The organism is Couchioplanes azureus (assembly GCF_014648355.1).
Taxonomy (GTDB): domain Bacteria; phylum Actinomycetota; class Actinomycetes; order Mycobacteriales; family Micromonosporaceae; genus Actinoplanes; species Actinoplanes azureus.
In genome coordinates this window covers 223,249-234,471 of the sequence record NZ_BMQY01000006.1, presented here as the reverse complement: position 1 = coordinate 234,471, position 11,223 = coordinate 223,249, and the positions used below count along the sequence as shown (strand labels likewise).

The 11,223-nt window shown below is 73.8% G+C and carries 13 protein-coding genes; 10 read left to right on the top strand and 3 right to left on the bottom strand.

Annotated elements, in window-relative coordinates; all coding sequences use genetic code 11:
* Positions 1-80 precede the first annotated feature (80 nt).
* Complete coding sequence (acs, locus tag IEY99_RS22660) at positions 81-2,066, bottom strand: acetate--CoA ligase (RefSeq protein ID WP_189206042.1); 1,986 nt, start codon at positions 2,064-2,066, stop codon at positions 81-83.
* Positions 2,067-2,225: 159 nt separating this feature from the next.
* Here acs and IEY99_RS22655 point away from each other — a divergent pair, with 159 nt between their 5' ends.
* Together IEY99_RS22655 and IEY99_RS22650 are read left to right on the top strand one after the other, a co-directional pair.
* Positions 2,226-2,969, top strand: coding sequence for a Fic family protein (locus IEY99_RS22655; protein WP_189206041.1), 744 nt, complete (start codon positions 2,226-2,228; stop codon positions 2,967-2,969).
* A gap of 58 nt (positions 2,970-3,027) precedes the next feature.
* On the top strand, positions 3,028-3,513 hold the full coding sequence (locus IEY99_RS22650) for an SCO5741 family PH domain-containing membrane protein (RefSeq protein WP_189206040.1): 486 nt from the start codon (positions 3,028-3,030) through the stop codon (positions 3,511-3,513).
* Between the two features lie 286 nt (positions 3,514-3,799).
* Here IEY99_RS22650 and IEY99_RS22645 read toward each other — a convergent pair whose 3' ends face one another.
* Positions 3,800-4,600, bottom strand: a complete 801-nt coding sequence (locus IEY99_RS22645; RefSeq protein ID WP_189206039.1) for an HAD family hydrolase — start codon at positions 4,598-4,600, stop codon at positions 3,800-3,802.
* A 365-nt stretch (positions 4,601-4,965) separates the two neighbouring features.
* Positions 4,966-5,322: an STAS domain-containing protein gene (locus tag IEY99_RS22640; protein ID WP_189206038.1), complete on the bottom strand. Its 357-nt coding sequence runs from the start codon at positions 5,320-5,322 to the stop codon at positions 4,966-4,968.
* A 298-nt stretch (positions 5,323-5,620) separates the two neighbouring features.
* Here IEY99_RS22640 and ssd point away from each other — a divergent pair, with 298 nt between their 5' ends.
* From ssd to IEY99_RS22600, 8 genes are all read left to right on the top strand, one after another.
* On the top strand, positions 5,621-6,712 hold the full coding sequence (ssd, locus tag IEY99_RS22635) for a septum site-determining protein Ssd (protein WP_189206230.1): 1,092 nt from the start codon (positions 5,621-5,623) through the stop codon (positions 6,710-6,712).
* Positions 6,709-8,049 (top strand): TadA family conjugal transfer-associated ATPase, encoded by a 1,341-nt coding sequence (locus IEY99_RS22630; protein WP_189206037.1) that lies wholly within the window; start codon positions 6,709-6,711, stop codon positions 8,047-8,049. Before ssd ends, IEY99_RS22630 begins: the two co-directional genes overlap by 4 nt.
* Entirely contained in the window at positions 8,046-8,915 is an 870-nt protein-coding gene (locus IEY99_RS22625) for a hypothetical protein (protein WP_189206036.1), read from the top strand. Before IEY99_RS22630 ends, IEY99_RS22625 begins: the two co-directional genes overlap by 4 nt.
* Positions 8,912-9,130 (top strand): hypothetical protein, encoded by a 219-nt coding sequence (locus tag IEY99_RS22620; protein WP_189206035.1) that lies wholly within the window; start codon positions 8,912-8,914, stop codon positions 9,128-9,130. Before IEY99_RS22625 ends, IEY99_RS22620 begins: the two co-directional genes overlap by 4 nt.
* Positions 9,127-9,717 (top strand): type II secretion system F family protein, encoded by a 591-nt coding sequence (locus tag IEY99_RS22615; protein ID WP_189206034.1) that lies wholly within the window; start codon positions 9,127-9,129, stop codon positions 9,715-9,717. The genes IEY99_RS22620 and IEY99_RS22615 overlap by 4 nt, the downstream gene beginning before the upstream one ends.
* 199 nt (positions 9,718-9,916) lie before the next feature.
* Entirely contained in the window at positions 9,917-10,093 is a 177-nt protein-coding gene (locus tag IEY99_RS22610) for a DUF4244 domain-containing protein (RefSeq protein ID WP_189206033.1), read from the top strand.
* A gap of 218 nt (positions 10,094-10,311) precedes the next feature.
* Positions 10,312-10,704: a TadE family type IV pilus minor pilin gene (locus IEY99_RS22605; protein WP_229799166.1), complete on the top strand. Its 393-nt coding sequence runs from the start codon at positions 10,312-10,314 to the stop codon at positions 10,702-10,704.
* A 35-nt stretch (positions 10,705-10,739) separates the two neighbouring features.
* Positions 10,740-11,171 carry an Rv3654c family TadE-like protein gene (locus IEY99_RS22600; protein ID WP_308427075.1) on the top strand — a complete coding sequence of 144 codons (432 nt, stop codon included), beginning with the start codon at positions 10,740-10,742 and terminating at the stop codon, positions 11,169-11,171.
* The last annotated feature ends 52 nt before the right edge of the window (positions 11,172-11,223 follow it).

Sequence of the window (11,223 nt, the reverse complement as noted above, 5' to 3'; positions counted from 1 at the left end):
CGGCCGAAAATGGACCGTCCACATGAAACAGCGGCAGATCCGTCGCCGGACCCGCCGCTGTCGATGGAACTGCGTCTATGTCAATCGTCGGACTTGGCGCTCCGCATTCCCGCCGAGATGAGGTCCATGACCGTCGAGTCCTGAAGCGTGGTGACGTCGCCCAGGGAACGGCGCTCGGCGACGTCGCGCAGCAGCCGGCGCATGATCTTGCCGGACCGGGTCTTGGGCAGCTCGGCCACGAGCATGATCTGCCGCGGCTTGGCGATCGGCCCGAGCGTCTTCGCCACGTGGTTGCGCAGATCCTGGATCAGCTTCTCGCCCGCGTCGCCGGTGGTGTCCACGTTGCCCCGCGGGATGGTGAAGGCGACGATGGCCTGCCCGGTCGTCGGGTCGGTCGCGCCCACCACGGCCGCCTCGGCCACCGCCTGGTGCGAGACCAGCGCCGACTCGACCTCGGTCGTCGAGATGTTGTGCCCCGAGATCAGCATGACGTCGTCGACGCGGCCGAGCAGCCAGAGCGCGCCGTCCTCGTCCTTCTTCGCGCCGTCGCCGGCGAAGTAGATCCAGTCGTCGCCCGCGCCGGCGCCCTTGCCGAAGCGCGACCAGTACGTGTCGATGAAGCGCTGGTCGTCGCCCCAGATCGTGCGCAGCATCGAGGGCCACGGCTCGCGCAGCACCAGGAAGCCGCCGCCGCCGTTCGGCACCGGCTGCGCCTGGTCGTCGACCACGTCCGCGGAGATGCCCGGCAGCGGGGTCATCGCCGATCCGGGCTTGGTGCTGGTCACGCCGGGCAGCGGCGCGATCATCCCGGCGCCGGTCTCGGTCTGCCACCAGGTGTCCACGACCGGGCAGTTGTCGTGCCCGATGTTCGCGCGGTACCACATCCAGGCCTCGGGGTTGATCGGCTCGCCGACGCTGCCGAGGATGCGCAGCGAGGACAGGTCGTACGTGGCCGGGATGTCCTCGCCCCACTTCATCATCGTGCGGATGAGCGTGGGCGCGGTGTAGAGGATGGTGACCTGGTACTTGTCGATGATCTCCCAGAAGCGTCCCCGGTGCGGGGTGTCCGGGGTGCCCTCGTACATGACCTGCGTGGCGCCGTTGGAGAGCGGCCCGTAGACGATGTACGAGTGCCCGGTGACCCACCCGACGTCGGCGCTGCACCAGAAGACGTCGGTCTCCGGCTTGAGGTCGAACATCGCATGGTGCGTGTACGACACCTGGGTGAGGTAGCCGCCGGTCGTGTGCAGGATGCCTTTCGGCTTACCCGTCGTGCCTGAGGTGTAGAGGATGAACAGCGGGTGCTCCGAGTCGAACGACCGCGGCTGGTGCTCGGCGCTCGCCCGCTCGACCGTCTCGTGCCACCACAGGTCCTTCTCACCCCAGGCGACGTCCTCGCCCGTACGCCGCACCACCAGCACGTGCTCGATGCTCGGGCACTGTGCGACCGCCTCGTCGACGGTCGGCTTGAGGGCGGACGGCTTGCCGCGGCGGTAGCCTCCGTCGGCCGTGATCACCAGCTTGGCGTCGGCGTCCTTGATCCGGGTCGAGAGCGCGTCGACCGAGAAGCCGCCGAAGACCACGCTGTGCATCGCGCCGATCCGGGCGCAGGCCAGCATCGCGATCGCGGCCTCCGGGATCATCGGCAGGTAGATGGCCACCCGGTCGCCGGCCGTGACGCCGAGCTCGGTCAGGGTGTTGGCCGCCTGGCTGACGCTGCGCAGCAGGTCCGCGTACGTGATCGTGCGGGTGTCGCCCGGCTCGCCCTCCCAGTGGATGGCGACCTTGTCGCCGTGGCCGGCCTCGACGTGCCGGTCGACGCAGTTGTACGCGATGTTGAGCTCGCCGCCGACGAACCACTTGGCGAACGGCGGGTTCGACCAGTCCAGCACCTGGTCCCACGGCTTGGTCCAGGTGAGCCGCTGGGCCTGCTCCGCCCAGAACCCCAGCCGGTCCGCGCGGGCCCGCTCGTAGGCGTCGGCCTTGACGTTCGCCGCGGCGGCGAGCTCGGCCGGCGGCGGGAACTGCCGCGTCTCCGAATACAGATTCTCCAGGGTCTCACTCATGAGGGCGGCTCCTCTGCCGTGACCGTTCTGCTTGGGTGGAACACTAGTTCTGCCGGCTTTCCCGGGCGAGCCTTCTGCTCGGTACTGCGCGAATCTTGCCACTTCCGAGCCTTAACGCGCACCCCCCGGCGCGGGTCATTTTCGGCGTACGGTAGGCGCGTGACGAACGATCCCCTGGCCCCGCTGCTCGCGCTCGCCGACGTCGAGCCCGCCTTCGCCGACGCCCGCGCCAAGGTCGACGCCGCCCTGCGCCACCGCGCGCTGCGCCGCAACGGCGGCCAGGTGGCGGCCGAGGTGGGCCTGCGCGCCGCGGTGGCGAGCGCCGCCCTGGAGGACCACCGCCACGACGTCGCCGAGGTCCGCGCCGGCACGGTCACCGACCCGGTGGTCCAGGGCGCGCTGCGGGTGTCGGAGGGGCTCGACGGGCTCGCCGATCTCTGGCCCCGGGCTCCCCGGCAGGTGCTGGCCCGCCTGCACATGCTCGCCGCGCGCGGCGCGGTCGCCGACGGAGACCTGGGCCGGCTGCTGTCCGGGGCGGAACGGATCGACGCGCTGGCCGGACTGGTCGCGGGCAACGAGCGGACCCCGCCGCTGCTGCTGGCCGCGGTCGTGCACGCCGAGCTGCTGACCCTGCGGCCCTTCGCGGGTCCGTCCGGCGTGGTCGCGCGGGCCGCGGCCCGGCTCACCCTCGTCTCCCGCGGTTTCGACATCCGGGGCCTCGTCGGCGTCGAGCGGGGGCATCTGGCGCGTGAGCCCGAGTACGTCGGCTCGGCCGGTGCGTACGCGACCGGCACCCCCGACGGCGTCCGGTCGTGGCTGCGGCACTATGCGGCCGCCGTGTCGGCCGGCGCGGAGGAGCTGGAGGAGATCGGGAACGAGGTCCTGGCGCCGTCGGGCAACTGACGCCGCCGGATGTCCGCAACACCCTATTTGTCCCCGAGCGGGTTGGCATACTCGGCTGGTGGGAAACGAGTGGGTTCGCCCCTACTCCGTCGGGACCGGCCGCTGGCTGGTCATCGGCTGGGAGGCGGTGGCGTTCGGGCTGCTGGGCTGGGCGAGCATCGGGCTCTTCGAGCTGACCGGCGTCGGCGTACGCATCCTCGCCGTGCTCATGGCGGCGGTCTGGGTGATCGGTGGCTGGCGCATCCTCGAGATGGGCGTCTACGTCAGTCCCCACGCGCTGCGCATCCGCGGCCTTCTGCGAACCCGGACGATGCGCTGGGAGGACGTGGCCCACGTCCGCCTGCACCGGCACGCCAACAAGATCGGCCGGTGGGAGGTCGAGGGCGGCATGACCGTGCTCATCGAGCGCCGCGACGGATCCACAGTGAACACCGAGCTGTGGGCCCAGGGCGTCGACTTCCACCGCCGGCCGCAGGCGTTCCGCGATGTCTACCACGAGCTGCGCAACCGGCACCTGGCCTTTCCGCGGCGCGCGGAAATGTAAGGACGGCGCCTCACAGGTGAGACGCCGCCGCTTGCGCGTCCGGCCGGGTTATCAAGCGTGCACCTGGGTCGTTGTCGGCAGTCCCGCCGGAATCCGGCGGGTCCCGCCGCAACGTGCCTGCCGTGGCTGATCGCGCGTGGGTTCCCGGTGGCCGTGCACGGGATCCGCTCGGTGGTTCTCCGGGATCCCGCCAGTCCTTTCTACGCCGCTCCGCCCTTGATCACCAGGGCAAAAGCTACTAACCGTAATTAGTCAGACGCTTGGCGGTGACGTACCTCGATGCCGGTCAGGCCGGCGCGGCCCGCATGCGCCGGTGCCGCCCGTAGATCGCGATGCCGATCGCCACGCCGACGCCCACGCTGAGCGCCGCCGCCGTCAGCGGCACGGCCGGCCGTTCCCGCAGCCGCCGCCCCAGCGGGATCGGATGCCGGAACTCCAGGACCGGCCAGGCCCGTTCCAGGGCCACCCGGCGCAGCGCCCGGTCGGGATTCACCACACTCGGATGCCCGACCGCCTGCAGCAGCGGCAGATCACTGTTCGAATCCGAATAGGCGTAACACTGTGCGAGGTCGTATCCCCGCTTCTCCGCCAGCTGCCGCACCTCGGACACCTTGCTCGCGCCGGCCGCGTAGAACTCGACCTCGCCGCTGTAGCGCCCGTCGACGATGCCCATCCGGGTCGCGATGACGTCGGTGACGCCGAGCAGCTCGCCGATCGGGCGGACCATCTCGTCCCCGGACGCGGAGACGAGGACGACGTCGCGCCCGGCCGCCTGGTGCTCGCCGATGAGGACGGCGGCCTCGGCGTACACATACGGGTTGATCAGCTCTTCCAGGGTCTCGGCGACGATCTGCCGCACCTGCTCGACCTTCCAGCCCTTGCAGAGCGCGGCCAGGTAGTCGCGGGTGCGGGCCATGGTCTGCTCGTCGGCCCCGCCGAGCCGGAACATCAGCTGCGCGTAGGCCGACTTCACGACGTCGCGGCGGCTGATCAGGCCATCGCGATAGAAAGGCCGTCCGAAGGCCAGTGCACTGGACTTGGCGATGACGGTCTTGTCGAGGTCGAAGAATGCGGCGCTCTGGCCCACGGGCCGAAAGTGTAGCCGCAAGAAGCAGCGAGTCACGCTTTCGGCGTGACGTGTGGGCTTTCTGGTGACAGTGGGTACTCGACGGTGAGGCGCTACTGAGGCATGCTTGTGGTGCGACAGGGATTCATGTTGTCTACATGTGGGCGATATCGGTGGCGTTCGGGGACGCGTCGCCGAGGCGGTCGCCCTCCCGCGAGATTTCTCGGTGGTTGCGCCCCCCGCGATCACCGGGGCCGATTCGGCTCGACCCCCCCGGAGCCGAATCTTCGGACGACCCCCGTCGCCCCCGACGGGGGTCGTTCCTTTCCGGCCCGAATCTTCCGGTACGGACCCGGCCGAGCCGGCTCTGCGTGCCGCTCAGCTCGTCAGGCGCCGGTGGCCTGGCTCAGGTCGGCCGGTTCGTCGTGCTCGGACATGCCGAACAGCTCGCTGAGGCCGGTCACCGACAGCACCCGGCGAAAGCTCGGGCTCGGGTTCACCACCACGAAGCGGCTCTCGGCCTCGTTCGTCGCGCGGTAGCCCTCGATCAGTGCGCCCAGCCCGGTCGAGTCGATGAACGTGGCGTCGGACAGGTCGACTCGGATCTCCTCGGGCGACCACTCGGCGACCGCGTCCCGGATCGTCTGAGCGACCTCGTCGGCATTGGAGAAGTCGATCTCACCGAGCAGGGTCACATGGGCGGTGCCGTCCTCGCCGAACGCGCTGCGGATCGGGTACTCCATGCCAACTCCATCGTCCGTGTCGGCAACAACATACCCAACGCCAGGCCCGTCCACTCTCCGCTGTCTGTCGTGGGCCCGACGATGGTACGTCGCTCCGGCGGCCTTCGCGTAGCAGATCAGCCCCTGGAGGAGCGGCCTGTCCACAGCCCCGGCGGTTGTCCACAGGCCGGCGATCTCCGGTTGAGCAGCGGTCCGCCGGCCCGCCACGGTGGGGGTCTCACCGCCCCGCCGTCCGCCGCGTCCGCTGGAGTTTGCGATGTCCGTCCGTACCGTCGCGCCGTCCGACCTGCCGTTGCTGGTGACCGGCGACCCGGAGCTGCTCGACGATCTTCTCCGGCTCGCCGCGGCGGGCGGCACGGAGGTCGACGTCGCCGCCGACCCGGTCGCGGCCCGGCCGCGCTTCGCCCACGCGCCGCTGGTCCTGCTCGGCGCCGACCAGGCCGCCGCGTGCCTGCGCGCCCGGCTGCCGAGACGCCCGCGTGTGATCATCGTCGGCCACGAGCCGATCGTTGCGGCCGCCTGGGACCTGGCGGCACCGCTCGGCGCCGAGCACGTGGCGCTGCTGCCCGCGGCCGAGCCCTGGCTGGTCGACCGTTTCGCCTCGGCCCGCCGCCCCGGCCCGCCGCCCGACGGCCGGGTCCTGGCCGTCGTGGGTGGCCGCGGCGGCGCGGGAGCGAGCACCCTGGCGGGCGGCCTGGCCGTCACCGCCGTCCGCGCGGGCCTGCGCACCCTCCTGCTCGACGCGGACCCGCTGGGCGGCGGCCTCGACCTGGTGCTCGGCTGGGAGCAGGTCGACGGACTGCGCTGGCCGGCTTTGACCGAGGCGGGCGGGCCGGTCGACCCGCCGGCGCTGCTCGAAGCCCTGCCCCACCGCGGCCACCTGGTCCTGCTGTCCTTCGCCCGCGACGCCCTGCCGCTCCCTCCGGCAGTGCCTCCCTCGACGTCTCTCTCATGGTCGGTGCCCGCTGAGGTCATGGCGGTGACGATGCAAGCCGCGCGGGCGACCCGGGACCTGATCGTCGTGGACCTGCCACGCCACCTCGACGACGCCGCCACGGTCGCCCTCGGAGCGGCCGACCGGGCGGTCCTCGTCGTCCCCGCCGAGCTGCGCGCGACCGCCGCGGCGGCCCGGGTCGCGGCGACGGCCGGGCTGCACTGCCCGCACCTGTCGGTCGTCGTGCGCGGCCCGGCGCCGGGGCGGCTGAAGGCCCGGGAGATCGCCCGATCGCTCGGCCTGCCCCTCGCCGGCTCCCTGCGCCCGGAGCAGGCCGTGTGCGAGGGCATGGAGCAGGGCGAGCCTCCCGGCGCCGACGGGCTGGGTCCGCTCGCGGAGTTGTGCCGGCGCCTCATCGCCGACCTGACCGCCTCCGGCGCTGGGGAGCGGGCATGACCCGGCCGTCGGCCGCCGTGCCCTCGCTGGCCCAGCGGGTACGGCGGCACATCGCCGAGGAAGGCGTCGACGCCACCCCGGCCGCGGTCATCTCGGCCGTACGCCGGGAGGCCGACGCGGCGGTCCTCGGGGACACCACGGTCGCGCACCTGGCCGGCCGGGTGCGCGACCACCTCGTCGGCGCCGGGCCCCTCACGCCGCTGCTCGCCGACCCCGCGGTCACCGACGTCCTGGTCAACGGCGCGCAGGTCTGGGTCGACCGGGGTGCCGGCCTGCATCGCGTGACGGTCGACGTGGGCGGCCCCGACGAGGTACGCCGCCTCGCCCAGCGCCTCGCGGCCGCGTGCGGGCGCCGGCTCGACGACGGCCACCCGTACGCCGACGCCCGCCTGCCGGACGGGACGCGGCTGCACGCCGTACTGCCCCCGGTGGCGACCGACGGGCCGTACCTCTCGCTCCGCACCTTCCGCCAGCGCCCGTTCGGCCTGCGCGACCTCGTCGAGCACGGCACGGTCCCCGCGGCGCTCGCCCCCGTCCTGGCGGCCGTGGTCGCCGGCCGGCTGGCCTACCTGGTCACCGGTGGCACCGGCTCCGGCAAGACGACGCTGCTGGCCACCCTGCTCGGCCTCGTCCCACCGACCGAGCGGATCGTCCTGGTGGAGGACGCGGCGGAGCTGAGACCGGTGCACCCGCACGTCGTCGCCCTCCAGGCCCGCACCGCCAATGTGGAGGGCGCGGGCGCCGTGGGCCTCACCGACCTGGTGCGCCAGGCCCTGCGCATGCGCCCCGACCGGCTGGTGGTCGGCGAGTGCCGGGGCGCGGAGATCGCCGATCTGCTGGCCGCCCTGAACACGGGCCACGAGGGAGGAGCCGGCACGCTCCACGCCAACGCGCCGGCCGACGTACCCGCCCGCCTGGAGGCGCTGGGCCTGCTCGGCGGCCTGCCCCGGGCGGCCCTGCACGCCCAGGCCGTCGCCGCCCTCCAAGTCGTCATCCAGGTACGCCGCACCGACCGGGGCCGCGTCCTGGATTCGATCGGGGTGCTGCTACCGACGGGGGAGCAGCACCTTGCCACCGTGATCCCGGCCTGGGAGAGAGGCCGCGGCACCGGCCCGGGGGCGCCGGCCCTCGCCCGCCTGCTGATCGCGCGAGGCGTCCCGGTCCCCCCGATCCTGGGCTCGGCCACCTCCTCGCCCTGGACCCCGCCGGCGCCTCCGCTTTCCGGCCCGGCCGCCTCTTCGCCCCGGTCGTCGGCCGGGTCTCCGCTGCTTGACCCGGGCGGTTCCTCGCCCCGGCCGCCGGCCTCGTCTTCGGGTGTTGCCGGGGGCGGGCGATGACCGCCGGGTCGTGGTTCGTGGTGGCCTGGCCCTGGCTGTTGGCGGCGATCTTGCTGACCACCGCCGCGGTCCTCGCCGTCTGGCCGGTCAGACGCGGCCTGACCAGGTTGTCCACGCCGAGCCGGCCCTCCCTGACCCTCCCGCATCTCACCTCGCTCCGGTCCGCCGCCAGCCGCGCACCCCGGCGGTCCGTCACCGCGTCGGCCGCAGCGGCCGCGCTGCTCGGGATTCTCGCCGCCGGCCCGGTGGCCGCGTTCGTCGCGAGCGTCTACGCCGCCCTGGCGGCACGTGCGCTGATCCGCCGGGCCGCGCGCAAACACGCCGAACAGGCCCACGACCGAACCCTCGACGCCCTCAGCGCCCTCGCCGCCGACCTGCGCGCGGGCCTGCCCCGCCCGTCGGCCCCGATCGAGGGCCGCCCGGCCGAGCTCGCGGCGGCGGCCGACCGCCTCGCGGAGCGTACCGGCGCGCCGACCGCGGACCTGATCGAGCGCATCGAGGCCGACGCCCGCGCCGCCGGCCGGGCCCGGGCCAGCGCCGCCGCCCAGGCAGCGGGCGCCCAGGCGACGGCCATCCTGCTGGCCGCGCTGCCACTCGGCGGGATCGCGCTCGGCTACGGCATCGGCGTCGACCCGCTGCGCATCCTGCTCCACACCCCCACCGGCGCAGCCTGCGCGGCCGGTGCCACCCTGCTGCAGACCGCGGGTCTGCTGTGGGCGGACCGCCTCACCGACGGCCCACCCGACCCGGCCATCCGCAAGACGAACCGGGCGGGAAGTGACCGGCGCGCCGAGCCGCTACGGGCGGCCACCAGCCGGCCGCGTCGTGCCGGTGGCCTGCCGCACGGCCACGGGATGCCGCGATGACCGCCTCCACGTGCGGCGCCGAGTCGATCGTCCGGCGGGGCGGCCCGGTGCAGATCCCCCTTCAACCCTGCTGCATGGTCGCCCTGCTCCGAGCCGCCCGCACGCCGCAGCCGCCCACCACCATGCCGTGCCCGCTGCATGCGGACCTGCGCGCCCTGACCGCCGCCGCCGTCACCGCCGGTGCCGGTGTGGGCGCCCGCGAGGAGATCCGATGATCAAGCGCATCGCGGTCGCCCTCGCCTGCGTGGTCGCGACCGCCTGGTACGCCGGGCACTGGTGGTCGGTGCCGCCGGCGCTCGCGCTCGCTTACGTCCTCGACCGCTGGCTGCGGAAACAGGAACCGGCTGCCGTCCGCGCCCGGCGCGCCCGAGCCCAGGCGGACCTGCCGCTCGCCGCAGACCTCGTGGCCGCGGCGCTGCGCGCGGGCGCACCCGTCGACCACGCGGTCTCCGCCGTGGCGGAGGCGCTCGCCGGCCCGCTGGGCGAGCGCCTGGCCCGCGTCGGCCGCTCCCTGCGCCTCGGCGCCGACCCGCCGGAGGCCTGGGCCCACCTCGCCGACGTACCCGGCGCCCCGCGCATGATCGCGGCCGCGATCCGATCGAGCACGAGCGGCGGTGCGCTGGCGGGAGCACTCACCCGCCTGGCCGACGACCTGCGCGCCGACCGCGTGACCGCCGCCGAGGCGGCCGCCCGCCGGGCCGGAACCCTCATCGTCCTGCCCCTCGGGCTGTGCTTCCTCCCGGCCTTCCTGCTGGCCGGTCTGGCCCCGGTCATCATCGCCGTCCTCGGAGACATCCTGTGACCCCGCCGACGCCGCCACCGACCGCGCGGTCGCTACCGCCACCGATAGGGCCGCTGGCGCCGATCGGCGGGCCCGGGTTCGGCCGGGGCGGGTGCTCGGCGCTGGGCGTCCGCGCGCCCCTCATGCTCGCCGGTCTCGGACCGGTGCTGGTCGCCAAAACCGGCGACATTCCCTCGAAATCCACGCACAAGGAGTTCCCATGCACCGACTGCTCGCCCGCCTCACCGGTCCGCGCGCCGATGAGGGCATGAACACGGCGGAGTACGCCGTAGGCACCCTCGCCGCCGTCGCCTTCGCCGGCATCCTCCTCAAGGTCCTGACGAGCCCCAGCGTCCAGCAAGCTCTCAGCGGCGTGATCAACGGGGCACTGAAGTGAGTCCGCGCCGGCAGCCCGGCTCCGCGTCTTGTGGCTCCGCGTCCTGCGGCTCTGCGTCCGGCAGCCCCGCGACCGGCAGTCCAGTGTCCGGCGGCTCGGTGCCTGGCTCGGTGTCCGGCGGGTCGCTTGGCAGCGCTGCGTCGGGCGGCTCGGTGTCTGGCGGCTTTGCGCCGGTGAACGGCCCCGAGCTTCGCGATGCCGGTGCGGCCGTGCTCAGGCTGGCGGGTCTCGGGTGGGGACTTCTTCGCTCGCTCGGCCGCAGGCTGTCCCGGGCCGGTGATCGGGGTTCCTTCACCGCCGAGCTCGCGGCCGGGCTGCCGGCGCTCATGCTTCTGCTCTTCACCGGGCTCACCGCGGTCGGCGCGATGACCGCTCAGGGCCGGTGCGTCGACGCGGCACGCGAGGGCGCCCTCGCTGCCGCCCGCGGCGGTCCGGGCGTCGCCGAAGCGGCCCGTATCGCGTCGCCGGACGCGGAGATCGACATCGTGGAGGGCGCGGACACGGTGACCGTCACGGTCCGCGCTCCCGTAGAGGTCGTCGGCGGCCGGCTACCGGTGATCACCGTCGGCGCGACTGCCGTCGCCGCCAGGGAACCGGCGGCGGTCCAGTGACGATGGAGCGGGGCGGGACCGGGTTCGCTCCACGCATGCGGCCCGGCCCCGAGACGCACTTCATGCGGGCGTGCCGCGGAGCCGCGTCGATCTTCGTGTCTCGGATGGGCGCCGGGTCCACGCGGACCGACCGCGGAGCCGCGTCGATCTTCGTGCTCGCGGTGGGGCTGGTCCTCGTCGCCGGCGGGGTGGCGGGTGCGGCGGTCGGTGCGGCCCGGGTCGGGCGTCATGAGGCACGGACGGCCGCCGACCTCGGTGCCCTCGCCGGAGCGATGCGCGCGGTCGAGGGCCGGCAGGCGGCCTGTGCGCGAGCCGCCGAGATCGCCGCGGCCAACGGCGGTCGGCTGACGTCGTGCCGGCTGGACGGCTTCGACGTCGTCATCGAGGTGGAAACGGTCGTGACCCCGTTACCCGGTCTCACGACTCACGCCTCGGCCGCGGCCAGGGCAGGACCGATCAGGGGATGAGGAGGGCCCCTGCAGCCCGGTCGGGCAGAGCGCTCAACTTCCAGCCGGTCGG

Bases quoted from the DNA above. Each gene is read 5' to 3' on its own strand.
- IEY99_RS22620 (WP_189206035.1), top strand. From the start codon at position 8,912: ATGACCGCCTCCACGTGCGGCGCCGAGTCGATCGTCCGGCGGGGCGGC.
- IEY99_RS22610 (WP_189206033.1), top strand. From the start codon at position 9,917: ATGCACCGACTGCTCGCCCGCCTCACCGGTCCGCGCGCCGATGAGGGC.
- IEY99_RS22625 (WP_189206036.1), top strand. From the start codon at position 8,046: ATGACCGCCGGGTCGTGGTTCGTGGTGGCCTGGCCCTGGCTGTTGGCG.
- IEY99_RS22630 (WP_189206037.1), top strand. From the start codon at position 6,709: ATGACCCGGCCGTCGGCCGCCGTGCCCTCGCTGGCCCAGCGGGTACGG.
- acs (WP_189206042.1), bottom strand. From the start codon at position 2,066: ATGAGTGAGACCCTGGAGAATCTGTATTCGGAGACGCGGCAGTTCCCG.
- IEY99_RS22640 (WP_189206038.1), bottom strand. From the start codon at position 5,322: ATGGAGTACCCGATCCGCAGCGCGTTCGGCGAGGACGGCACCGCCCAT.
- IEY99_RS22615 (WP_189206034.1), top strand. From the start codon at position 9,127: ATGATCAAGCGCATCGCGGTCGCCCTCGCCTGCGTGGTCGCGACCGCC.
- IEY99_RS22600 (WP_308427075.1), top strand. From the start codon at position 10,740: ATGCGGCCCGGCCCCGAGACGCACTTCATGCGGGCGTGCCGCGGAGCC.